Source organism: Streptomyces sp. MUM 2J (assembly GCF_022414535.1).
Taxonomy (GTDB): Bacteria; Actinomycetota; Actinomycetes; order Streptomycetales; family Streptomycetaceae; genus Streptomyces.
In genome coordinates this window covers 1-23,587 of the sequence record NZ_JADWYM010000018.1, presented here as the reverse complement: position 1 = coordinate 23,587, position 23,587 = coordinate 1, and the positions used below count along the sequence as shown (strand labels likewise).

Here is a 23,587-nt window from a genome sequence, read left to right as displayed (position 1 = left end):
CCCGGCCCCGGGCCCGGGTCGGGGTCCGGGTCCGGGGAGCGGGTTTGTTGCGGAGAGGCACGGTGCGGGGGTCACATAGGCCGGTCGCCCGCGATGGCGACGCGCTCCGCCACCCGGCGGTGCGGCGCGTAGTCGTTCACCGCGTAGTGCTGGGTGGCACGGTTGTCCCAGAACGCGACATCGCCTGCTCTCCACCGGAACCGCACCTGGTACTCCGGCACATGCGCCTGTTGCGTGAGGTAGCGCAGCAGCCGGTCGCTCTCCGCACGCTCCATGCCGGTGATCCGGGTGGTGAACGATGCGTTGACGAAGAGCAACCGTCGCCCCGTCTCCGGGTGGACCCGCACCACCGGATGCTCCACGGGCGGAAACGCGGCCTGGAACGGTGCGAGTCGCTCCGGCGGGTAGAAGCGGGCGAAGCCGGGGATGAAGTCGTGCACGGCGGTGGCCCCGTCGATGCGGTCCTTCACCGCCTGCGGCAGGTTGTCGTAGGCGGCGGCCATGTCCGCCCACATGGTGTCCCCGCTGAACGGCGGTACCTCGTGCAGCTGTAGCACCGCGCCGAGCGCGGGCCGTTCCCGGAAGGTCACATCGGCGTGCCAGACGTTCTCGAAGGTGGGCGTGGCACCCCCGCTCTTGTCGAAGCGCACCACATCGTCGCTGGCGCCCCGGGCGAGCAGCGGGTTGGTCTCCAACTCCCCCCACTGCCGGGCGAAGTCGCGCTGCTGCGCGGAGGTCAGCCGCTGGTCCCGGAAGAAGAGCACCTTCCACTCCAGCAGCGCGCGGTTCAGCTCCTCGCGCACCACGTCACCCAACGGCCGCGCGAGGCTGATGCCCCGGATCTCGGCCCCGATCGTGGGCCCCTGCGGAACGACCTCGAAGTGCTCGTACGGGCGCTCCTCGCTCCCCTCGGCGAGGCGACGCAGGATGCGCGCCCCCTCGTACATCCCGTCCTCAGGTGTTCGGGCTTCCCGCAGGGTGAGCGGAGACCCGGCATTCACGGCAGTCATCGACTCCCTCTTCTCGTAGGCGTTCCACCGACAGGTGGCAGACGACGGTTGGCGACCGTTGGTCAACGCGCACGCCCTCGCATGCCGCGAACGGAGGAGTCCGGTGATGCGGTGCGGTGAGTCCCGGGAACCATCCAGACCATCAGCCGCAAAGGCGCGTCAGGCAGGGAGAAGGAGGAGGACCGGCTCGGCTTGGGGCGCGGCGCGCGGCGAGCACACGGCTCGGCGGCGGCCGGGCTATCGGCCGGAGCGCTCGCAGCCGGTTCGATCCGGGACGCGCAGCGCCCCCGTCGTCTCGAACCGGTACCCAGTCATGCGGACGATTCTGTGAGTGCTCCTCGTGCCCTGTCAAACCGCGACGGCGAGGGCGAGAGGGCGGCCTTCCCCTGGGGGCGTGGAGACCCTGACCGCAGGAGAAGTCCCGGCCCTCGCAGGCGAGGTACCGGTCGCCGCAGTGGGGTGGGTGCAGTCGGCGACCACCGCCGGGGGCCGAAGCCGGCCGTTTCAGAAGCGTCTGGGTGACTGGATCCACCCGAGGGACCGCTCCACGGCTCGCTTCCAGTTGTCGTATTCCTGCTCCCGCCGTTCCGGGTCCATGGCCGGCAGCCACTGGGCGGCCCGGTGCCAGTTGCGGCGCAGGACCTCCAGATCCGGCCAGTAGCCGACCGCGAGGCCGGCGGCGTAGGCCGCGCCGAGAGAGACCGTCTCGGCGACCAGGGGCCGCACGACCGGAACGCCGAGGACGTCGGCCAGGAACTGCATGAGCAGGTTGTCGGATGTCATGCCCCCATCGACCTTGAGCTGTTTCAGGGCCAGCGCGGAATCGGCGTTCATGGCGTCGACGACCTCCCGCGTCTGCCAGCCGGTGGCCTCCAGGACGGCTCGGGCCAGGTGGCCCGCGGTGATGTACGAGGTGAGGCCGACGATGACGCCGCGGGCGTCGCTGCGCCAGTGGGGCGCGAACAGACCGGAGAACGCCGGGACGATGTAGCAACCGCCGTTGTCCTCGACCGTGCGCGCCAGGGTCTCGATCTCGGGGGCGCTGTTGATCAGCCCCAGACGGTCCCGGAACCACTGGACCAGCGAACCGGTGACGGCGATCGGGCCCTCCAGAGCGTAGACGGCGGGCTGGTCCGCGATCTTGTAGGCGACGGTGGTGAGCAGCCCGTGCCGGGACCTGACGACGTCGGTACCGGTGTTCATCAGCAGGAAGCTGCCGGTCCCGTAGGTGCACTTCGCCGCGCCGGGCGAGAAGCAGGTCTGCCCGAACAGGGCTGCCTGCTGATCACCGAGGGCGGCCGTGATCCGTACGCCGGGCAGCAGTGAGCGTGCCTCGCCGTAGTCCTCGGCGGAGGGCCGGATCTCCGGCAGCATCTGGCGCGGTACGCCGAAGAACTCCATCAGCTCCGCGTCCCAGGCCAGCGTCCGCATGTCGATCAGCATGGTGCGGCTGGCGTTGGTCGCGTCGGTCATGTGCAGGCCGTCGTCCGTTCCGCCGGTGAGATTCCAGATCAGCCAGCTCTCCATCGTGCCGAACAGCACCTCGCCGTCCCGGGCGCGCTGTTCCAGCCCGTCGACGTGGTCGAACAGCCAGCGGATCCGCGGCGCGGAGAAGTAGGTCGAGGGGGGAAGACAGCAGCGTTCGAGGAAGAACTCGTCCCCGGGCCGGTTTCTGAGGTCGTCGACCAGTTCAGCGGTGCGGGTGTCCTGCCAGACGATGGCCCTGCCCAGCGGAACGCCGGTCCGCCGGTCCCAGAGCACGGTCGTCTCCCGCTGGTTGGCGATCCCGACGGCGGCGATCTGCCGGGCGTCTATGCCGACGTCGGACAGCGCCTCGGGCACCACGCGCTGGAGGTTGCGCCAGATCTCGACGGCGTCGTGCTCGACCCAGCCCGGCCGGGGGAAGTACTGGCGGTGTTCGCGCTGGGCGACGGACACCAGCCGTCCTCGGTGGTCGAACAGGATGCATCGGGTGGAGGTGGTGCCCTGGTCGATGGACATCACATACCGTGCAACCATGATCGAACCTGCCTTCCGATGCTTGGCGGAGCCGCCGGGACCTACCAGCGGGCCGCGCCCAGGTCTCTGGAGATCGCCCGTGCGGCCTCCCGGAGCAAGGTGATCAGGGGCGGTTGGGGCCGGCCTTGGGTGTCACAGATCCGTTCGATGGGTCCGGACACCCCGATCGCGCCCACCACGAGGCCGCCGTGGGCCCGGATCGGTGCGGCGATTCCGGCGTCACCCATGCTCATTTCCTGTGCCTCGGCCCCCCAGCCGAGCTCTCGGATCTCGCCGAGTGCCCGGTTGAGGTCCTCCGGGAGCACCAGGGTGTGCCGGGTGTACGCCTCCAGTCCGGCCGTCAGCAGGGGCTCGATCGGCGCGGCTCCGAAGGCCAGCAGGACCTTGCCGAGTGAGGAGGCGTGCAGCGGCAGCAGTGCGCCCACGTCCAGGGTCTGGAGCGTGTCGTCCGGCCGGAAGACGTGGTGCACGATGAGCACCTTGCCCTCCAGGGGCGTGCCCAGGCGGACGGCCTCCCCGCTGCGGGCGGCCAGGGCGTCGGCCCAGTTGAGGGAGCGCGACCGTAGTTCGTTGACGTCCAGGTAGCTGGTGCCGAGGTGGAGCAGAGCGGCCCCCAGCTGGTACTTCCCGGTCGCCGCGTCCTGCTCGACGAAGTCCACGTGCTGCAGCGTGCGCAGGATCCCGTGAGCGGTGCCCTTGGCCAGCCCGAGTGAGGACGCCACCTCGCCCAGTGCCAGGCGGCGCGGACCGGCGGCGAGCAGACGCAGGATCGCGGCTGCCCTTTCTATGGACTGCACAGGGCCGACCATGACTCGATCGTACGACCGGCGTGCCGATTCGGGGACCGGCGTTCGGTAATGCCGACCGCTGTTCATTGACCGGTCGCGACGTGCTCCGTAGCGTGCCATCACGCCCGGTCTTCTGCTGGCCGGCAGCGCGACCCGGAGGAGGGCACATGACAGTGACGCAGGTCGGCACTGTGCTTCCCGACGAGGAAGCGGCTCCTCGCGAGGAAGCGGCGCTTTGCGAGGAAGCCGAAGAGGAGGCCGAACACGTCATTCCGCTGCCGCACGCCGCCGTGGCCGTCCCGGCCGTCCGCCGACGCGTACGCGCGGCCCTCACCGGCTGGCACCTCTGTGCGGACGTCGTCGACGACGTGCTCCTGCTGGCCTCGGAACTGCTCACCAACGCGGTCGTCCACGCGCTGCCCCCGGCGACGCTGCGGCTGTCGCGCCTCCTGGGGCACGGGCGCAGCACCGTACTGCGCGTCGAGGTGACCGACATGGGACCTGCGCCGGCGGCTGGACGGCCGGCATCCGAGTCCGCCCCGGACGAGCACGGCCGGGGTATCGACATCGTCATGGCGCTGTCGGACCGGTGCGGCGTCCGGGAGCACTTCGGGGGGACCAGCCGGTGGGCGGAAGTGGTCGTGAGCTGACCGCCGGCCGGGGACGGCCCGCACACGGCGCCGTGCCGGCGGCCGTCGGGCCGAGACCACACCCGGCGTGAGTGGTTGCCCGACCGCATCGGCGATCACCACGGCGAGCAGGGCCGGTTCCGGCGATCGGGGACGCCCGCCCTCGGTCCGGCGACGGTCAGGGGTGGCGTTCGGGGCGATCTACCGGTGGCCTTGGCGGCTCGGGTCTGCCCGGCCGTCGCGATGCCTCGCGCCGCCGGGCAGGCCTGTGTCAGCTGACGGCCGTGGAACTCAGCACGGGGCTGGGCGAGGAGAAGCACGACGTCGGTACGTCCGCGGTGAAGAAGAGGATGGGCACCCGGGCCGTGAACGTGAGACCGGGGTTGTCGTAGGAGGTGCCCGCGATCCGGGTGGTGACCGTGCCGCCAGGGGCGCCTGCGACAAGGTCCAGTGTCAGGGTGGGGAGCGTGAAGGTGCTGCCGCCGCTGATCGGGCCGGGGACGGTCATGACGATCTCGCCCCCACTGACGGCGACGCTGGGGGTGCCCGAACCGGTCCCGGATCCTCCGGACAGGCTCTCGTCGGTCAAGGTCGCGTTGGTCGGCATGACGGCCCTGAGCTTGATGTCCTTGATCGCCTTGACCGTGTAGCCGTTCACCGAGCCCGGCACGGTCAGCGGCGCGGGGGCGAGAGCGACGCTGAAGGCGCTGCCGGACGGCACGCTGTCGGGTGCCGTGGCCTCGACCCCAGCGCCGAGGTCGAAGGTCTGCGCCGAGACGATCGGCGGCTTCGCCTGGCAGTCGAAGGTGAGGGGCGTCTCTGCCGCGGCCGAGGGTGCAGCGGCCAGCCCGACGAGGGCCAGGCAGCCGGCGGCCGCCACGGGAAGACGAGTCAGCGCGGATACGGGTCTCATGTCCATCCTCCTCGCAGGTGCGCGGAACGGTGCGGAGTCGTCCGTGGAACGCGCCTGCCTGTCCGGCGGCGCAGGTACGGGTCGCGGAGTGCACGGGGTCTGCGGCGTGGGCTGCTTGAGCGTGTGGCAGACGGGCGGTGAACCCGCCCGCACTCCCGAATGCCTTTACGTGTGCATGTCAGCATGCCTCTGCCGTGATGTAAAGGGACGTGTCGCGATTGCCGGACGGCGCCCCTGGTCACCGCGCAAGGCACCTGCATGGCGTGGCCACGTACCGGTCATCTCCGGGCGAACGGGCGGTGAGCCGGACGGGGCGGGAAGGGGCCGGCCCGGCAGCGCCGGCGAGGGGGCCCCGGAGCAGGTCGCCCGCCGCACCCCCGGACCCTGCCGGCTGACGCGCCGCCCCGGAATCCGGCCCTGCAGGCCGCGCGGACCAGCGGTTCCGCGCCGGGCGGACCGGCGGTTCCCGGCCTCGGCGGCCCGTTTCCGCACCTGGTCCGCCCCAGGGTCTTGGACGAACATGCGAAACGTCGCGGCATCGGGGGCGACATTTTGTGCATGTAGCCAATGTTCGTGGCACAGCTCACGGGGGTTTTATTTCGGCCACACGACGAGATGCCGCTGCCGTCACCAGTGAGACTTCGACGACGTGAACCGCCACGGACAGCCCTGAGGCCGCCGACGACACTGACGGATCAGGGATGGCCGGGCCCTTCTCGATCACCTACCTCTTGAAAGGCAAGGCAGAGATGGCACGTGTCGCAGCCCTGCTCTCCGGTCGCGGAGAACGGAGCACCCACCCGGTCGATGAGGTCCTTCCGGCCACCAGGCTCGCACTCTACGGATTCCAGCACGTGCTGGCGTTCTACGCGGGCGCGGTGATCGTCCCGATCATCGTGGGCGGTGCGCTGAAGCTCAGCACGGAACAACTGGTCTACCTGATCAACGCGGACTTGTTCACCTGCGGAATCGCGTCCATCATCCAGGCATGGGGGATCGGCCGGATCGGCGCACGGCTGCCCCTGATCCAGGGCGTGACCTTCACCGCCGTGTCGCCGATGATCGCCATCGGGCTCGGTGCCGGGGGCGGTACCGCAGCCCTGCTGGTGGTCTACGGAGCCGTCATCACGGCAGGTCTGGCGACCTTCGCCTTCGCCTGGCTGCCCGCCAGGGCGTTCGGGGCGGTGATGCGGCTGTTCCCGCCTGTGGTGACGGGCACGGTCATCACGGTTCTCGGCATCGTACTGGTCCCGGTGGGCCTGAACGACGCCGCCGGAGGGCTCGGCAGCCCGGATTTCGGTGACCCGAAGAACTTCGCCTACGCCGGTGGCACGATGCTCTTCATCCTCGTTCTGATGAGGGTCGGCAGGCAGTTCCTCTCCAGCATCGCGATCCTGCTCGGCCTGGTCGGCGGCACCGTCGCGGCCTACCTCCTCGGGGACGTGCGTTTCGGGGATGTGAGCAGCGCGGACTGGATCGGGGTCACGACGCCGTTCCACTTCGGTATGCCGAAGTTCCAGTGGTTTCCGATCCTCCTCATGCTCATCGTCATGCTGATCACCATGGTCGAGACGACCGGCGACACCTACGCGGTCGGCGGCATCGTCGACAAGAAGGTCGACAGCGAAACCGTGGCGCGTGCCCTGCGCGCCGACGGTGCGGCCACAGCCCTGGGCGGCGTCCTCAACTCCTTCCCGTACGTGGCGTTCGCGGAGAACGTCGGGCTGGTGCGGATGACCAGGGTCAAGAGCCGGTTCGTCGTGGTCGCCGCCGGTGTTTTCATGATCGTCCTGGGGTTGCTGCCCAAGGCCGCCGCCGTCGTCGCCTCGATACCGAACGCGGTGCTCGGCGGAGCGGCGACCGTGATGTTCGCGATGGTCGCCCTGGCCGGCATCCAGACGCTGTCCAAGGTCGACCTCAGAGAGGAGAGGAACGCGCTGGTCGTGGGGGTGTCCCTGGCCTTCGCCCTCCTGCCGGCCACGGTCCCGGTGCTCTTCGAGAAGCATATGAACGCCGACCTCTCCTCCCTGCTGAACAGCGGTGTCACGCTCGGTGCGACGGCCGCCATCGTGCTGAACCTGATCTTCAACGGGCTGGCCAGGGACGAGGAGCCCGTGACAGTCACCCCGACCGACTCGGGACAGGCCGCGGCCGAAGCCGTCTCCACGCCGACCGCCTGACCCCCCGCCACCTCCCAAGGGATCCCCCGTCCGGGCCGCAGCCCGGACGGGGGCACCGCCGTCGGCGTGCGACTGCTCCCCCCGGCCAGGGGCGCCGACCTCGTGCCCCGTCTCAGGGATGCCGCGACCAGTGTCCGACCGCACGGGTTCGCCGGGTCGGCAGCGCAGTTCACGACACGCGTCGTCCACGCCTCGTCGTGGAAGCGCTTCCCGCCGACCGCGCCCCGCTGTCCGTCCGGTGCCCTTCGCGGCGCTCAGCCGGCAGAGGACAGAGTGATCAGTACGGGCTGCTCGGTGATCCGCAGTGTGCGCGGCGCCGGGCCGGAGGTGCCGTCCAGGGACCGGACCGTGCGCGCGCCGCGGTCGGCGGGCATGGCCGCGGTCCCCGACTCGGTCCAGCGGATGACGGCCGGGACCGGCCCGCCGCCATGGGGCGCGGCGAGCAGGTACCGGCACTCCCAGACCTGTCCGGGGAGGCCGTCCTGATGCCCGTGGCCGCACGACGTGATGCGGGCGCCGGTCAGCCATCGCTGAAGCCTGTCCACGGCGCGGGCGGCGGCGGTCGGTCCGCCCCCCACTGCCTGGAGGACGAGTGGGATCTTCGTGCCACCCCAGTTGTAGAAGTACATGCGCTCGTAGCGCAGGTACATGCCGATCAGGTAGAAGCGTGCCGCGTAGGCGATGGCGTGGGCCTGGTCGAGGGGGCGGTCCTCGGGGATGCGGTAGGTGGTTCCGGTGTCCCACAGGGGCGGATGCACTCCGGCCTCGTGGAAGGTCCGGTCGATCACGTGGCCGAGACCGACGAAGGTCTCCGGGGTGTCGCCCTCGTGGCGTGGATACAGCTTCACACCAGCGGCGTCACAGTACTGGTAGCCGCCGGCCGCTGCGAAGTCGCGCAGGAAGCGACGCGAAGGAGGCTCCCACAGTTTGCCGATGGACGGGCACACCACCGTGGCCCGCGGATCGGCCCGCCGGATTACGGCACTGGCCCGCTGGGTCATCCGCGCGAGCGTCGCGGCGTCGCCGGTGAAGAAGTGCGGGGAGGGGGCCAGCACCCACAGTTCGTAGGCCGTGATACGACCCGCATACCTGGTGGCGACGGCCCGGACGAAGCGGACCCAGTCGTCCACGGCGTCGGGCGGGGCAGCGCGCGACCCGTCGGTGTACGGGCCCGGCGGTGCGTCGGGGGCGGCCCAGGACGGCGTACCCCCGAACGTGTACAGGACCGGGAGGTGCACCTGCCGGGCCCCGTCGACCAGGCGGTCGAGGACGCTCCAGTCGTACCGGCCGCGCTCCGGTTCGACCAATGCCCAGCGGGACCCGCTGTCCCACAGCCGAACCGCCCCCACACGGAACGTCGGCATCGCCCCACTGCCGCTGTTCACGGTCACCCCGTAGAACGAGCCGGGCACCGCAGCCGGATACTGCGACCAGGCGGGCCCGGGCACGTTCTGCTCGGGCCGGGCAGCGTTGTGCCGGACGGGGGACGACGCGGTCGCACCGACCATCACGACGGCGAGCAGGCAGCCGACGGCCCCGAGCCATCGCACGACGCGGAGCCGCTGACGGGGTGACGCCCTTCGCGCGGCAGGCTCGGTGTCGGCGACGGCGTCACCGATCACCCGTTCGGGGACGGCATCGCCGCGTGCCGTGGACCGGGCGGCGTCGGCGTGCTCCCACAGCCGGTACAACTCGGCCAACTCGTCCCGTCCGGCCCCGCACACCCGGGCGATGCGCTCCACCATCCCGTAGCTGTCCGGCAGCACTTGGCCCCGGCAATAGCGGTGCACAGCGGAAGCACTGATACCGCAGCGGGTGGCGAGTCCGGCGTAACTGAGACCGCTGCGTTGCTTGAGCTCGTGCAAACGTCCGGCCAGGTCCGGCATCCCTGGTTCCCCCTGTGGCCATCCCGCTCCGGCGTCCCAGCGCGCTGTGTCGTGGCACGTCAGAACGTGCGTTTCATCCCTCTCCTTGTCAGGGACGCGAAAGCCTTGCCCGGCAGTTCACAGACCGGCACGCTCGACGCGCCGTGATCCGACGGCACACGGGACATCCGCGCCACCCCGCGGGCGGCGCGGCCGAGTACGAGAGGCCAGTCATGCACCTGCGTACCACACTCGGCACCGTGATCGGTGCCGGCGCCCTGCTCACCACGGTGCTCGCGAGCACTCCCGCGCAGGCGTCGCCCGCCGGCCAGGTCCGCCCCCTGAGCGGCTGCCGGTTCGTCGTCATCTGCGGAACGCTCTACAACAACACGACGCACAACGTGAAGGTCTGTCTGAACTGGGTCGGGTCCGGACCGGACCAGGCCTACCAGACGTCCGGCCACTGCCGCTCCGACTCCATCGCCTACGCCAAGCCGCACAGCGTCTACGGAACACCGCAGCACAAGGACATCGACGCCTTCTACATCCCCTGGGGCACCGTCTACTGGGGCGCCTACAGCGGCATCCCGAAGAAGTGGACCCACACGGGGAACGGATGGTGGAAGTTCTCCAGCGTCACCGACGTGCACATCGACTGGACCAGCTGAACCGCTGACGAACAGGGCGAAGGAACCCGTCGGCGGCATCACGGCCGCGTTCATCGGCGTTGCGCCAGCGCAGGTAGGCGTGGTGGCGCAACGGGCGGGCAGAGCAGCGCGGGGCTGTGACCGGTGTCCGGTCGGTCACGGCCCCACATACGTGGAGGCCGGTCACCGGCGGTATCAGCAGCAGCCGCCCGCAGTGCCCCGCTCCTGCGAGCCGGTGTCGGCCTGGGCCGGGGTGGCGCAGCAGGTGCTGCCCTGCTGTCTGGTCGGGGTGTCGGAGTCGGCCTTGACCACGTACACCTCCCAGGGTTCCTGGCCGGGGCCGTGCACCCAGACCTTGTCCTGGAGGGCGTAGCAGCAGGCGGTGTCGTTCTCCACGTCGGTGGCCAGGCCGGCCTCGCCCAGGCGGGTGGCGGCGGCCCGGACGGCGTCGGTGCTCTCGACCTCGACGCCGAGGTGGTCCATGCGGGTGGCCTCCCCTGCGGTGCCTTCGATGAGGACGAGCTTGAGCGGCGGCTCGGCGATGGTGAAGTTGGCGTAGCCGCTGCGGAGTTTGGCGGGCTCGGTGCCGAACAGCTTCGTGTAGAAGGCGACGGAAGCGGCGAGGTCGGGGACACGCAGTGCGAGTTGTACACGGGACTTCACGGCGAACCTCCTTGGGTGGTGGGGAGTTCAGCAGCCGCCGGAGGTACTGGCCGGAGCACCAGGGTGGCCGATCCGGAGTGCGGTGGGGGCGGCGCAGCAGCCGCTGCCGGACTGCCCGGTGTTCTCCGGCGCGTCGAAGAGGCCCGCGCCGCCGCACACCCCTGTCTCCGGGAGGGTGAGTTCGACGCGCTCGGCGGCCTCCTGGTCGCCCGCGATCGCGGCGGTGATCGAGCGGACCTGCTCGTAGCCGGTCATCGCGAGGAAGGTCGGGGCGCGGCCGTAGGACTTCATGCCGACCAGGTAGAGGCCCGGCTCGGGGTGGGAGAGCTCGTTGACACCGTGTGGGGAGACCGTGCCGCAGGAGTGGACGTTCGGGTCGATCAGCGGGGCGAGGGCGGCCGGCGCCTGCAGGCGCTCGTCGAGGCCGAGGCGGACCTCGGAGAGGAAGGACAGGTCGGGGCGGAAACCGGTCAGCACGATGACCTCGTCGATCCTGTCGGTGCGGCGGCCGTCCTCCGCGACCAGGACGAGCCGGTCGTCGTCGTGGCGTTCCACGGCCCGGGTGCGGAAGCCGGTGACCGCGCTCGCGTGGCCCGCCTCCACGGCCCCCTTGGCACGCAGGCCCAGCGCACCGCGCGCGGGCAGTTGGTCGGCCTCGCCGCCGCCGTACGTGCCCGCGCCGATGCCCCGGCGCAGGATCCACACCGCGTGTGTGCCGTCCGCCTCCTTCGCCAGGTCGGCGAGGAGGGCGAGGGCGGTGAAGGCCGAGGCGCCCGAGCCCACCACGGCGGTGCGCCTACCCGCGTGACGGGTGCGTACGGCCGGGTCGTTGAAGTCGGGAACACGGTAGGAGACACGGGCTGCGGCCGGCTTCTCTCCGAGGGCGGGCAGGCCGTCGGCGCCCATCGGGCCCGGGACGGACCAGGTGCCGGAGGCGTCGATCACGGCGCGAGCGGTGATCCGCTCCTCACGGCCGTCGGCGGACCCGGTGTGGACGGTGAAGGGCTGCTCGTCGCGGCCGGAGTCGACGACGCGGTCGCGTCCGGCACGGGCCACGCCGGTCACCACGGCGCCGTAGCGGACCTTGTCGCCCAGAGCGTCGGCGAGCGGCTGCAGATAGCGCTCGGCCCAGTCGCCGCCGGTCGGGTAGGCAGATGTGTCGGGGCGGACCCAGCCGGTCGGGGCGAGGAGTTTCTCGGCGGCCGGGTCGATGACCTCACCCCAGGTCGAGAACAGGCGGACGTGCGACCAGTCTCGTACGGCGCTGCCCGCCGCCGGGCCGGCCTCCAGGACCAGGGGCTCGATGCCGCGCTCAACGAGATGGGCGGCGGCAGCCAGGCCGACGGGACCGGCGCCGACGACCACGACGGGCAGCTGGTCCGCGGAGAGCGCGTTCACGAGGTTCCCCTTTGTTTCGACATTTGTCGATCTCTTGCAGGTGCCAGCATGACACCTGTATCGACAGGCGTCAACATAGACGTCCATCGATTCCGAGCCGGAGGGAGTGAGGCGGCGCGCTCCGCCCAGGCGAGCCGGGGCTCCGGTGACGCAGATCCCGATCGTCGCGCGGTATGGGGATGGCCGTGGGTGCGGCGGGGCGGGGGGTCATGGGGCTCCGTCGTTCGCGAGGCGGGCGACCGTTTCGGGGGTGAAGTAGGCACCGGACAAGGTCTCGGTGAGCCGCCGGGCCAGCACGGAGACGGCGTCGGCGGCGGCCTCGGGCGGCACGCCTCGACCGGCCTCGATCTGCCCGCGCAGCCACAGGTGGGCCCGGCCGCGCCATGTCGCCGGGTCGGCCTCCCCGGTGAGGACGGCGTCCGTGAATCCGGTGAGGACGATGCCGGGGTGCAGGGACGCGGTGTGGACGCCGGTGCCGCGCAGTTCCTGTCCGAGGTTCTCGGTGAGTTTGATGACGGCGGCCTTGGACACGGAGTACGCCGACACGTGCGGCCAGCGGTGCACCCCCGCGTGGCTGACCAGGTTGACGATCCGTCCGGTGCGCCGGGCCAGCATGACCGGCAGCAGCGCGTGGGTGGCCAGCAGCACACCGCGCACGTTGGTGTCCATCGCCGCCCACCACGCGTCGGGGTCGCACTCCCACAGCGGCCCGAACGGCCCCTCGACTCCGGCGTTGTTGACCAGCAGGTCCACTGTGCCGAGTTCGTCGCGCAGCTCGTCCAGCGCCGTCCGCAGGACGTCGGCCCGCGTGACGTCGGCGGCCCGGCCGTACACCGTGCAGCCGGCGCGGCGCAGTGCGGTGACGGCGTCATGGACGCCGCTCTCCGAACGCGCCACCAGACCCACGCGTACGCCGTCTTGCGCCAGCCTGCGTGCGACGGCGAACCCCAGACCGCGGCTGCCGCCCGTCACCAGCGCCGTGTGGACCGCGGCGGTCACCGGGGCTCCGCCGGCACGGTGAGCAGCCTGCGGACGATCTTCCCGGAGGCGGTGCGGGGAATGACCTCGACCCGGTGCACAGTCTGGACGCGCTTGTACGGCGCGACCTGGGCGTTGACGAAGGCGGCGAGTTCCGCGTCCGCCGCCGGGGCGCGCAGCACGACGTAGGCCACGGGTGCCTCGCCCGTGGCCGGGTCGGGGACCGCGGCCACGGCGGCGTCGGCGACCGCTGGGTGCCGCTGCATCAGCTCCTCCAGTTCCGCCGGGGCCACCTGGTATCCGTTGACCTTGATCAGCTCTTTGCACCGGCCGGTGACACGCAGCGCGCCGTGCTCCAGGGACACCAGGTCTCCGGTGTGCAGCCAGCCGTCCGCGTCGACGGCGTCGCGCGCGATCTGGGGACCGCGCACCCACAACTCCCCGCGGACCACCCGGTGCTCCACGCCTGGGACGACCCGTGCCGTCCGCCCCGGCTCCGTTGTGTCCTCGCCGGCGGCGACCGCGACGTACCCGGACGTCTCGGTGAGGCCGTACCCCATCAGCACCGGGGCACCGAGAACCCGACGGGCATCGGCGACCAGGCCGGGCGGGACGGGAGCGCCTCCGGTGACGACGGCGCGCAACCGGTCCAGGTTCACCGGGGCGTCCCGTTGCCCGGCGCACAGGGTGCGCAGTTGGGGCGGTACGACGAAGAGCCGGGTTACGCCGTGCTCCGCCATCGCCCGCAGCGCCGGTTCCGGCCGGTACCTCGCCAGGGTGACGACCGTGCCGCCGCAGCGCAGGGTGTGATGGAGCACCGCCTGGAGGCCGTAGGCGTGGGCGAAGGGCAGAACGGCGAGCACCCGGTCATCCGGGGCCAGCGGTAGGGCGGCCGTGCCGGCGGCCAGGGCGGCGATCATGTTGCCGTGGCTGAGGCGGACCGTCTTCGGCAAGCCGGTCGTCCCGCTGGAAGAGGCGAGCACGGCCGTTCCGGCTTCCCGAGGGGGAGCGCTCGCCTCCCGCGCGGGCGGGCAGGCCCCGGTCTCGGCGGCCCGAGGGGGAGCGGCGGGTGTGCCGGAAGGCGGGGCGGTCAGCCGTTTCAGCGGTGCGGCCCGCGTACCGTTGCCGCCCACGGCGTCGATGAGCCAGTCGGCTCCGGCGCGTTCCAGCTGCCGTTGCGCTTCACCGGCCGTGTGGACCGGGTTCACAGGGACGACGCTGCCGCCCGTCGTCAGCACGGCGTGCAACGCGACCACGAAGTCGACGCCGTTCGACAGGCGCAACCCCACGGCGTCACCCTGCCGCACCCCCCGTCCCAGAAGGTCTGCCGCGGTCCGGCGCACGGCGTCACCGAGTTCGCGATGACTGATGCGGCGTCCGGAGTCGGCCTCGAACACCGCGTCGGAATCGCCCCGTTGGGCGCCTGCGGCCAGGACGTAGGGCGTCAGCTGCGGGATCACTCCTCTCCCCCGGCTTCTCCGGTCGTCCCGACGGGGCGCGCGGCCGGAACCTCCGTGTCCACGAGCCCCGACTCCACAGCCGTGCACATGGCTCGGGTGGTCCAGGCTCCGGTCGGCACTCCGGGCAATCGACGGCCCGGACCCGCCTCCGTGTCCTGGTGCGTCAGCACCTGGCACTCGTCATCGTCGTGATCATCACGCGCCACATTCTGTGTATCAGCGTTAAGTCGGCACAAATCAGGACGCGTTGTTTCACCCGTTCAGGGGGACTTTCGCAGAGTCCCAGGCCGAAGGTACGCCGGGCGTCCCGTGCGCGGACGGTTCGGACTGCGAGGCGGCGACGGCCCCGCGGTCATGCGTGCTCGTCACAGCTCCGGGGTGGTGTAGAGGCTGGGGCGGTCGGGTCCGGGGGGCGTCTCGATGACCGGGATGGGTTTCTTTCCCGGATCGCCGTTGCGGCCGGAGGCGAAGCTGAGCGTGCCGCTGGCTGCTTCCACTTCATTGTCGAGGTTCAGCAGGAAGAGGGCGTTGCGGACCCGAACCTGGTTCATGGGCTGCTCGGGGTCCTCGGAGTAGCTGATGCGGATGGCCCGTACGGCGGTCACCAGCGCATCGTGGTTCGCCACGGCGTAGCCGTCCTGCAACGCGTCCTCCACGTCGTCCGCGTACCGGATCCTGGTGCGGTACTGCTCGTAGAAATCGTGGAAACCCCTCGGAGCGCCGGGTCCCGTACCGGAGTCCCGCGTCCATGCCGGATCCATGGCCGACGCCTGGACGACGGTGATGCCGTCCTGTCCCAGACGCGCCCATTCGTCCTTCGCGATGGCCGGCCCGGTCTCCACGAACAGCACGGAGATCGGATCCGGGCGGCAGGTGCGGTGGTGGAGCGCCTCGACGAACTTGTCCAGGTCGCCGGTACGGCCCGAGAAGAGCACCATGTCGACATGGGCCTGGCAGATGTTGCGCACCGCGGTGTCGACCAGAGCGGGCGGGGCGTCCTCCTCGATGGTGGTGCCGTGGAAGGGCTGGACGGGCCTGGAGCCCAGTTCGCGCTTCATCAACTTCTCGAAGGCGTCGGTCAGGGTGGCGACGTACAGGTCGGGGGGGTCGTCGTCCGCCACCAGGATGGCCTTGCTCAGGTTGTCGTGGTCCCGTACGTAGTGACGCAGTGCGCTGACGAAGTCGGTGTTGCTCCCCGTGACACGGATCAGCCCGGGAATCGTGCTCGCGTTCAGGCCGTCGGCACTCGCCGACGAAGCGATGATCGGTATCCGGTGCTCGGACAGCCGCTTCGCGGCGGCCTGGGTGTCCGTGGTGCTGATGCTGAGTCCGACCACGGCGACCAGAGGGGCACTGTCGTCGGTCATGGAGATCAGTTGGTCGACCGCTGGTTCCCAGTGTTCGTAGCGGCTGCCCGCGTTGGCCAGGAGCAGTTGGACCTGCGGGGCGCGGTCGCCGAGTTCCTGGGTGTGGTTGGCCCTCATCTGGGCGGTGTACGCGCCTTCCAGGGAGTGCAGTACGCGTCGAGGTGACTGCGGGCCGGTGTCCGTCGGCGTCAGGGTCGAGAGGAGTCCCACCTTGACGTAGTTCTTCTCCTCCGACGCGACGCGGTCGTTCTCCTTCTTGATCAGCTTTTGGATGTCCCGGAACCTCTTCCCCAGGTCATCGGCGCCGTCCGGCACGAAGACGAAGGAACCGTCGGTGACCCCGACGCATTCGCCGCCGTGCCGCGTCAGCTGCGAACCGCCGCAGTCGAGGCGGTCCGGGAGCGCGACGATCAGCCAGGCGGCGAGTACCACGAGGACGACTCCGGCACTGAGCAGGAGCGGCTTCCTGTAGCGCCGGGGCCGGGGCTTGAAGCTTGCTCCGCCCACGAGATCAGACATGTGCGCTCCTGCGTTCCTCGGATGTCGGCGTCGTTACCACAGCGGCGGTTGCGCGCTGTACTCGGCCGCGGCTTGTGACAGTGCCACGAGTCCGTCCGGGCTCTGAGGTGCGAGCTGGTCCAGGGTGATCGATATCTGGGCATAGAGAAATCTCCGTTCCACGCCGCCCGAGGGGTCGCTGACGATGCGCAGGGCTGCGAGCAGGCGCGTGGTCTCGGCGACGGTGTCGTCCGGCGCGGTGACGCGTATGTCCCTGACCTGCTCGTGGAACTGGTCATTGGGGCTCAGGTCCTGGTGTTCTGCCGCCCGGAACGGGGATCGCGCCACCGTCTGCAGCAGTTCCAGCCAGGAGTCGCCCGCCATGTCGGGCAGGAGACGGGCGAGTTCCAGGGCGACCGTGGAGAGGTCGTCCATGGCCAGGCGATGGTACAGCTCGCCCGCCTTGTCTCCGTTGCGTCGGCAGCGACCCCGCAACCGGTCGTGCACCGTCGACCAGTCGGCGTGGTGCGCCGGGGGGCGTGCGGCGAGGTCGCGGAGCAGCAGCCGCCGCAGCACCGCGGGGCTCGTGCCGCCGGACTGGTCCCAGCTGTCGTCCCGGCGGATGGTCTCGCCCCAGGCCGTGTTCACGAGGTCGCTCTGGTGGCTCAGCCACAGCCGGTCCTCCTCGCTCCGTGCCGCCGAGCAGGTGGCATGGGCGTCGATCTGTGCCTCGTCGACGGGCAGCAGGCGGCGCAGCAGATACTCTCCGGCTGCCGGCTCCCGGCCCGCCGCCGGGGTGCCACCTGCGCCTGGAGGGGCTGGTTCACCATGGTTCTCGGTGACCGGACGGGCGAGGAGTTCGGCGACACTGCGGGCCGTGGGTCCCCGGCGTCCCGCGACCTGTGCCAGCAGGCCGACTGCCTGAGGGTGCCCGCCCGTGAACTCGTGCACGAGCCGGGCCAGCCGCCGGTCGGCGCCCCCGCGGCCGGTCGGCCGGCTCAGCAGTGTCTGCACCTCGGCAAGGGTCAGCAGCGGGAGCCGGTAGCTCAGCCACGCCGGGGAGTCCCCGCCCCGCCTCTCCGGAGCGGCACCGAGCAGGTCCTCCAGCGGTGCCGTCGTGGTCTCGGCCATGTCGGGCAGCTCGCTCCTTCCGGTGGCGACCACGGTCAGCGGCTCGGGGCGCTCCTGGGGCCGCAGTGCGGGGCGGGCCTGCAACAGCCGGCCCAGAAAGGCCAGTCCGGCGGCGGCGTCGGCGTTGTCCAGCAACAACAGGGGGGTGGGGAGTGCGTGGACGCGCCGCGGGCAGTCCCGCAGGTCGGCCAGAAACGCTTCGCACAGCAGCGCGTCCACGCGGCCACGTGCTGATCGTCCGGGTTCCCTGGTCGGGTCGGCCTCGGCGTCGCGGGCCCAGGTGTTGAGTTCCAGCAGCGTGTCGATCGGGTCGTCCACCAGTTCCCGGTCCCGGTGCCCGTACCACCGCTGGGCACGGCCGGGGAAGGTGAAACCCGCGAGGTTGACCAGGGCGTTGAGCGGTATCTGCAAGGCGAGGGTGGCGAACCCCATGGGGATATCGACCTCGGCGGGGTTGCCGGTCATCTCCATCAGGAACTGCTGCGGCCAGCCGCCGCCGCGCCGTTGCTGCAGGAGCTGGGACACCTCGGACCTGGCTCGCTCGAAGTCGAACTCGCTCAGATCCTGCTTCATGACGAGCAGCCCGATCAGCAGCCGGGGGAAGCGCAGTCTGCGGTAGCGCGGCCGGTACCAGGCAAGCTGCCGTGCCAGGACGGAGAGGGTCTGGGGCAGGTCGTCGCGCTCGGGCTCGGTGAAGTCGACCCGCCCGTAGGGCACGTACTGGTTGACCTGGGACACGATGGAGTCCACCAGTGTCGTCTTCCCGGTGCCGTGTCCCCCCTCGACGAAGACCATGGGCCTGCGGCGGCCGGGCGGGAGCGGGTACGACGGCTGCACCAGCGTGTGCACCCCCCGAACCGCCGCGGACCGTACGAGGGCCGGCTGCCCCTCTCTTTCCATGCTTCCCCCCTGCGCACGCACACTTACCGAGCGTTGCCCGGGCAACGCGTAGTCACCATAGGGAATCGCCGCGTGACAGGTGCCCACATTTCCCAATCGTGATCCGGGCGCGGCCGACGACGCCCTCGGTGACCGCGCGCCCCGCATCCGTCACCGGGGCAGGCCACAGCGCGGGAACGGCGACCGGCCGCCGTCCGCCCACGGCGTTACGGCGGCCGTGGGCGGACGGCGGCGTCAGGGCTGGCCGGCGCCGGAGAGACGCCGCAGCGGTATGAGCGCCTGCACCAGGAAGTCTCCCTGCGGTGTGCTCCTGGCCGTCACCTCTCCCCCCAGCCTCTGCGCCCGCTCGCGCATGCCCTTGAGGCCCAGTCCCCCGCTGCCGGTCGCCGGCCCGTGCGCGGCGTCCGCCCGCTCGGCGCGGCCGTTGCGCACCGTCAGCTTCAGGACCTCCCCCTCCGTGGTCGCCGCGACATCGACCTCGGCGCCGGGCGCGTGGCGGCCGGCGTTGGACAGGGCCTCCTGGACGATGCGGTAGAGACCTTGGCGGAGGGGCGGATCGCACTGCTCGATGCGTGGGTCCACACTCCAGGACACGCGCATCCCGGCTTCCTGGGCGGTGCCCAGCAGCCGGGCCAGGTCCGGTTCGAAGGGTTCCTCCCCCACCCGGCTCAGTGCCGGGTGCGGCCCCGTGGCACCGGTGCGCAGCACCTGCAGCAGGTCCCGCAGCTCCTGCATCGCGCGGCGGCCCAGTTCGCCTATGAGCTGCGCGGCCTCGCCGGTGGCCGGCTCGCGGGCGGCGGTCACCTCCAGGGCTCCGGCCCTCAGGATGATCAATCCGACGTAGTGGGTGACCGAGTCGTGCATCTCCCGGGCGATCCGGGCCCGTTCGGTCAGTACGGCGTTCTGGGCGACGAGTTCCTGCTCGCGCCGCAGTTGTGCCGCGTGCGTGTGAAGGCTGTCGATGCGCTGCCGGTGCTCCCGCACGGTGACCGCCACCAACGCGGGAACGATGACGAACGGCACCATTTGCCGTACCCCGATCTCCTCGAATCCGCGGACGGCTGCCAGGGCCGGGCCGATGCCGGGGTCATAGAACATCATGTCCATGAAGTCGAGGACGAAGGTGGCGCACACGGCTGCCGCAGCGGCCGTGGCCCACGCGTAGCGGCGCTGCGAAACGAGTGTGTAGAAGACGATGGGGACGGTCATGACGGATCCGGTGACGAAGCGCGCCGCCGTGGTGGCCAGCGCCAGGAGGACGGGCCATCTGCGCCGTGTCAGGATCGCCGCTCCGGCCACGACGTCGGCGCTCACCCAGGAGATGAAGAGCCAGTCCGTGATCGGCCGTGCGCCGGGTGCGTCCGGGTCCGTGTCGACGGCGAAGTAGACCACCAGGGCATAGCCGACCGCCAGGGCCGACAGGATCGCGTCCGTGGTGGTGATCTTCTGGGGGGCGCGCCCGGTGGTGAATCGTGGTCGCCTGGCCGCGGCGGGAGGTTTCATGTGACGTCCAGGAGACCGCGCCATCGGCCCACGATCGCATCCTGCCGTTGGGCGGGCTCATGGTGTTCGGACGGGCTCCTGCGGGGCCGCGGCCCGCGCCGGATGCGGTGACGCGTCCCCGCGTCGTGTTCGGCCGTATCGCGCATGTCAGCACCATGCCGGGCATCGGCTGCCGCGGGCAACGGACGGAGCGTCGCACCGATGGTGCGGCAAGTGCACACCGTGTCCACCCGACGCTCCGTCAGGCCGGCCTCCGGCGCCGTCCGTGTCGGCGTCGGGCCCGTGCAGAATGCGAAGCGCTGTCGCGTGGTGCCCATGCGGTGAATTCACTGCCTGAAACTGCGTGTGACCATGCAGGCGCCAACGACTGAGCCTGCGGCCGGAATAGCGAGGGACAGCAGGGCTTCGGAGCCGTACACGCCTCCCATCACCAATCCGGTGAATATCACCGACCCCGCAAGAGTCCACGCTCCGACGCAATATGCGGTGGCATTTCTCTCGCTCACCTGTAGCCCCCGTATGTGTTTCACCGGCACCTGGGCCAACGGACAGTACAGCCCTGGTGACAGTCGGTGCCGGTGCGAGATTCCCTGTCCATCGGGCCGCCGCTGCGGCAGATGGATTCCACCACGAATACGGGGCTGTGGACACCGCAGGCCCACCGAAGCATCGCAACACTTCGGTTCCACGACACTCCGACGGGCCGGGCCCGTGCCAAGGGCGCCGATGAACCCTCCATAATGGACCACCGTGTTGACTGGAAGACAGCAGGAGCTCACGGCCCTGGATGAACTCATATCCTCGCCCGCTCACGGCAATAGGGTGCTTGTGCGGGGCAACAGGGGGTTCGGAAAGTCGGCGCTCCTTCGCGCTTTCGCAGAAGGAGCGGCGGGTCACAAGGCGCGGGTACTGCGTGCGGCAGGTGACCCGGCGGACCGTGAGTTCGACCTGATCCGCCGCATGTTCGCCTCCTGGGACGGCTCCGTCGTCCTCACGGACGCGGAGAACCTGGTGCGGGCCGAGGAACGCCTCTGCTCCCCCGGCGAGGGACCGGGCGTCCTGGTGATCGACGACCTCCACGTCGCAGACGGTGCCTCGTTGCGGCTGCTGGGCCGTCTCCTGCTGCGCCCAGCGGGGTCGCGGCCCGCCGTCATCGCCGCACTGGTACCGAACGCCGGCGCCGCCCCGGGACGCGAGGTGATCGGGGAACTGCTCCCCCGCTTCGACCACCATCTGACCCTCACCCCGTTCGGCGTGGACGAGGTGCGCGCCATGGCGGAGCGCGAGCTGGGCACCGATCCGGAGCCCGCCTTCGTTCGCGCCTGTTGGGAAGCCACCGCGGGAATCCCCTCCGTCGTGCAGGGCGTCCTGGGCTCCGTGCGGGCCTCCGGAACCGCTCCCGGCGGTCTCACAGCTGCCCGTGTCTCGGAACACGTACCCCGGGAACTGGGGCGGGCCGTGCTGGCCGACATCGCCACGCACGGCGAGGAGGTCCGCAGCACCGCTCTCGCCGTCGCGGTCCTGTCCGGCCAGCCCTCCCTGCGCCTCCTCGCCCGGGCGACCGCCCTGGACGAGGGCACCGTCGAAGACGCCGTGCACACACTGGACCGCCTCGGCATCCTGGTGCACACCCCGCAGGGGCCGCGCTTCCCCGCCCCCGCGTTGACCACCGCTGTCGCCGACGCGGTGCCGCCCAGCATGCGCAGGGAGCTGCACACCCGGGCCGCTCGCTTCCTGCTGGACACCGGTGCGCCCTGGGACTCGCTCACCCCGCATCTGCTGCGCGGCTGCCAGGGAGAGCAGTGGGTCACCGACGCATTGCTGCGGGCCGCCGAAGCGGTCAAGGGACACGACGGCGACAGCAGCATCGCCTGCCTGCGACGGGTGCTGCGCGAGCCGCTGCAGGACGACGTCCGCGCGTCGGTCCTCATCTCGCTCGGGGAAGCCGAACTGGAGCGGTGTGCCCGCACCGCCGTCCGCAGCCTGCGCTGCAGCCTCCAGCTGAGGCTCCCGCCCCGCACCCACGCACAGGCCACCCGGTCGCTCGCCACGACCCTCTTCGCCCTCAACCGGTATCCCGAGGGTATCGAGGTACTGCGCGACGCCGTCGATCACCTCCGGCCACTCGATCCCGACCACGCCCTGCGGGCCGAAGTCGACCTGGTCTACGCCCAGATCACGCAGGGCTCGTTCGACGCCCCCGTGCTGGACCGCCTTCAGGACCTCGGCGCCCGGCCGGCCCCGGGCACCGCATCCGAGCAGGCTCTGGAAGCACTGCTCGCCCTGCGGGAGATCATGGCCGGCGGCACGGCACGGCGCGCCGTGACCCACGCGCAGCGGGCACTGGCGCACGGGGTGGCGCCGAAGGGCGACGCGTCCTTCGTGTACACCGGTGCGGTGCTGGCCCTGGCGGTCGCCGGCCGTCCGGAACTCGCCCTCTCCCGTGTCGAGGCCAGCATGGAGCGGCAGCGGGGCAAGGGCTCCGGACTCGCCCGGGGATACGTCCACACGCTCAGGGCCGGAGTCCACCACCGCCTCGGCAACGTGGACGACTGCCTCCGGGACGCCCGCACGGCGTTGGAGGCACTGCGCGGCGTGGGCGCGCGGACGCAGGCGAACCACAGCGTGGCCATGTGGGCCGATGCCCTGGTCAGGCAGGGACGCGCCGACGAGGCCGACCGACTGCTGGAGCACAAGGGGCTCAACGGCGCCCTGGCACCGCACTGGGCGAACGACTTCACGACCCTGGTACGCGGCAGGGTACGACGTGCGCAGGGACGGCTGCGTCAGGCGCTCGCCGACTTCCTGGACAGCGGGGAACGGTCCTGCGCCCGCGGCATGGGAGACCCGGCCGTCCTGCCGTGGCGCTCGGAGGCCGCGTTGACGCACGCTCTGCTGGACGAGCACGAGCCCGCACGTCGGCTCGCCGACGAGGAGCTCCGGCTGGCCCGCGCCTGGGGGGTTCCCGAGACCATCGGCTCCGCTCTGCGCACGGCGGGAGTCGTCGCCGGCGGCGACGAAGGCACACGGCTGCTGGGGGAGGCGGTCGCGCTCCTGGAGACGACGAACTGCCGATACGCCTACGCGCAGGCACTCCTGGACTGCGGCATGCTGCTCGTCCGGTCGGGGGCGCCGGACGCGGCCCGTACCCACCTGCAACAGGCCCTGAAAGTCGCCCGGCGGTGCGGGGCGACGTCCATCGTCCGGGACGCCGAGGAGGAACTGCTCGACAGCGGCTACCGCCCCGCGTCCCAGGACGCGAAGGGTGTTCAGAGTGCGGCGGCGCTGACCCAGTCCGAGCGGCGCGTCGCCCTCCTGGCCGCGCAGGGCCGGACGAACAGAGCGATCGCCGAGGAGCTGTTCGTGGAACTGCGCACCGTGGAGATGCACTTGAGCCGCACCTACCGGAAGCTGGGCATCACCGGCCGCGCGGGACTGGCCGACGCCCTCGGCACCTGAGCACAGAGGCACGCGGTGCCGGACGGCGTTCATCACCGTCCGGCGCCTTCGTGCCTCCCGGCATCCCGGCCACCACCGCCAAAGGGCCGTCCGCGCCGCCGAGGCGGCCGGCCGCCTGCGGGCTCAGTCCTCGGTGGGCGGGGTGGGGAGTTTGGCCTGGATGAGGTCCATGACGGTGG

The 23,587-nt window shown here is 71.2% G+C and carries 16 protein-coding genes; 4 read left to right on the top strand and 12 right to left on the bottom strand.

Going from position 1 to position 23,587, the window contains the following annotated elements:
- Positions 1–71 precede the first annotated feature (71 nt).
- The 3 genes from I3F54_RS16715 to I3F54_RS16705 form a co-directional block, all read right to left on the bottom strand.
- Positions 72–1,010 carry a TauD/TfdA family dioxygenase gene (locus I3F54_RS16715; protein ID WP_240119585.1) on the bottom strand — a complete coding sequence of 313 codons (939 nt, stop codon included), beginning with the start codon at positions 1,008–1,010 and terminating at the stop codon, positions 72–74.
- 504 nt (positions 1,011–1,514) lie between these two features.
- Positions 1,515–3,029: a glycerol kinase GlpK gene (gene glpK, locus I3F54_RS16710; protein ID WP_240119584.1), complete on the bottom strand. Its 1,515-nt coding sequence runs from the start codon at positions 3,027–3,029 to the stop codon at positions 1,515–1,517.
- 41 nt (positions 3,030–3,070) lie between these two features.
- Complete coding sequence (locus tag I3F54_RS16705; protein ID WP_240119583.1) at positions 3,071–3,838, bottom strand: IclR family transcriptional regulator; 768 nt, start codon at positions 3,836–3,838, stop codon at positions 3,071–3,073.
- Positions 3,839–3,984: 146 nt separating this feature from the next.
- Between I3F54_RS16705 and I3F54_RS16700 the strand changes: the two genes are divergently transcribed.
- Positions 3,985–4,467, top strand: a complete 483-nt coding sequence (locus I3F54_RS16700; protein WP_240119582.1) for an ATP-binding protein — start codon at positions 3,985–3,987, stop codon at positions 4,465–4,467.
- 250 nt (positions 4,468–4,717) lie between these two features.
- On the opposite strand, the gene I3F54_RS16695 is transcribed toward I3F54_RS16700, so the two are convergent.
- A complete protein-coding gene (locus I3F54_RS16695) occupies positions 4,718–5,359 on the bottom strand; it encodes a cyclase (protein ID WP_240119581.1) in 642 nt (213 codons plus the stop codon).
- Positions 5,360–6,108: 749 nt separating this feature from the next.
- Between I3F54_RS16695 and I3F54_RS16690 the strand changes: the two genes are divergently transcribed.
- Positions 6,109–7,539, top strand: a complete 1,431-nt coding sequence (locus I3F54_RS16690; RefSeq protein WP_240119580.1) for a nucleobase:cation symporter-2 family protein — start codon at positions 6,109–6,111, stop codon at positions 7,537–7,539.
- Positions 7,540–7,793: 254 nt separating this feature from the next.
- Here the strand turns inward: I3F54_RS16690 and I3F54_RS16685 are convergent, their stop codons facing one another.
- Positions 7,794–9,425, bottom strand: coding sequence for a helix-turn-helix domain-containing protein (locus I3F54_RS16685; RefSeq protein WP_240119579.1), 1,632 nt, complete (start codon positions 9,423–9,425; stop codon positions 7,794–7,796).
- 212 nt (positions 9,426–9,637) lie between these two features.
- Here I3F54_RS16685 and I3F54_RS16680 point away from each other — a divergent pair, with 212 nt between their 5' ends.
- A complete protein-coding gene (locus I3F54_RS16680) occupies positions 9,638–10,072 on the top strand; it encodes a hypothetical protein (protein WP_240119578.1) in 435 nt (144 codons plus the stop codon).
- A 174-nt stretch (positions 10,073–10,246) separates the two neighbouring features.
- Here the strand turns inward: I3F54_RS16680 and I3F54_RS16675 are convergent, their stop codons facing one another.
- The 7 genes from I3F54_RS16675 to I3F54_RS16645 form a co-directional block, all read right to left on the bottom strand.
- Positions 10,247–10,714, bottom strand: a complete 468-nt coding sequence (locus tag I3F54_RS16675) for an ArsI/CadI family heavy metal resistance metalloenzyme (protein ID WP_240119577.1) — start codon at positions 10,712–10,714, stop codon at positions 10,247–10,249.
- A gap of 27 nt (positions 10,715–10,741) precedes the next feature.
- Complete coding sequence (locus tag I3F54_RS16670) at positions 10,742–12,112, bottom strand: NAD(P)-binding domain-containing protein (protein WP_240119576.1); 1,371 nt, start codon at positions 12,110–12,112, stop codon at positions 10,742–10,744.
- Between the two features lie 207 nt (positions 12,113–12,319).
- Positions 12,320–13,111: an SDR family oxidoreductase gene (locus tag I3F54_RS16665; RefSeq protein ID WP_240119575.1), complete on the bottom strand. Its 792-nt coding sequence runs from the start codon at positions 13,109–13,111 to the stop codon at positions 12,320–12,322.
- Positions 13,108–14,550, bottom strand: coding sequence for an AMP-binding protein (locus tag I3F54_RS16660; protein WP_240119574.1), 1,443 nt, complete (start codon positions 14,548–14,550; stop codon positions 13,108–13,110). Before I3F54_RS16660 ends, I3F54_RS16665 begins: the two co-directional genes overlap by 4 nt.
- A gap of 365 nt (positions 14,551–14,915) precedes the next feature.
- A complete protein-coding gene (locus I3F54_RS16655; protein WP_240119573.1) occupies positions 14,916–16,436 on the bottom strand; it encodes an ABC transporter substrate-binding protein in 1,521 nt (506 codons plus the stop codon).
- Between the two features lie 33 nt (positions 16,437–16,469).
- Positions 16,470–18,446, bottom strand: coding sequence for a hypothetical protein (locus I3F54_RS16650; protein ID WP_240119572.1), 1,977 nt, complete (start codon positions 18,444–18,446; stop codon positions 16,470–16,472).
- A 234-nt stretch (positions 18,447–18,680) separates the two neighbouring features.
- Positions 18,681–19,949, bottom strand: coding sequence for a sensor histidine kinase (locus I3F54_RS16645; RefSeq protein WP_240119571.1), 1,269 nt, complete (start codon positions 19,947–19,949; stop codon positions 18,681–18,683).
- 750 nt (positions 19,950–20,699) lie between these two features.
- Here I3F54_RS16645 and I3F54_RS16640 point away from each other — a divergent pair.
- Entirely contained in the window at positions 20,700–23,408 is a 2,709-nt protein-coding gene (locus tag I3F54_RS16640; protein ID WP_240119570.1) for an AAA family ATPase, read from the top strand.
- Positions 23,409–23,587: the final 179 nt, after the last annotated feature.

Bases quoted from the DNA above. Each gene is read 5' to 3' on its own strand.
- I3F54_RS16700 (WP_240119582.1), top strand. From the start codon at position 3,985: ATGACAGTGACGCAGGTCGGCACTGTGCTTCCCGACGAGGAAGCGGCT.
- I3F54_RS16650 (WP_240119572.1), bottom strand. From the start codon at position 18,446: ATGGAAAGAGAGGGGCAGCCGGCCCTCGTACGGTCCGCGGCGGTTCGG.
- glpK (WP_240119584.1), bottom strand. From the start codon at position 3,029: ATGGTTGCACGGTATGTGATGTCCATCGACCAGGGCACCACCTCCACC.
- I3F54_RS16655 (WP_240119573.1), bottom strand. From the start codon at position 16,436: ATGTCTGATCTCGTGGGCGGAGCAAGCTTCAAGCCCCGGCCCCGGCGC.
- I3F54_RS16705 (WP_240119583.1), bottom strand. From the start codon at position 3,838: ATGGTCGGCCCTGTGCAGTCCATAGAAAGGGCAGCCGCGATCCTGCGT.
- I3F54_RS16715 (WP_240119585.1), bottom strand. From the start codon at position 1,010: ATGACTGCCGTGAATGCCGGGTCTCCGCTCACCCTGCGGGAAGCCCGA.
- I3F54_RS16680 (WP_240119578.1), top strand. From the start codon at position 9,638: ATGCACCTGCGTACCACACTCGGCACCGTGATCGGTGCCGGCGCCCTG.
- I3F54_RS16645 (WP_240119571.1), bottom strand. From the start codon at position 19,949: ATGAAACCTCCCGCCGCGGCCAGGCGACCACGATTCACCACCGGGCGC.
- I3F54_RS16695 (WP_240119581.1), bottom strand. From the start codon at position 5,359: ATGAGACCCGTATCCGCGCTGACTCGTCTTCCCGTGGCGGCCGCCGGC.
- I3F54_RS16685 (WP_240119579.1), bottom strand. From the start codon at position 9,425: ATGCCGGACCTGGCCGGACGTTTGCACGAGCTCAAGCAACGCAGCGGT.
- I3F54_RS16690 (WP_240119580.1), top strand. From the start codon at position 6,109: ATGGCACGTGTCGCAGCCCTGCTCTCCGGTCGCGGAGAACGGAGCACC.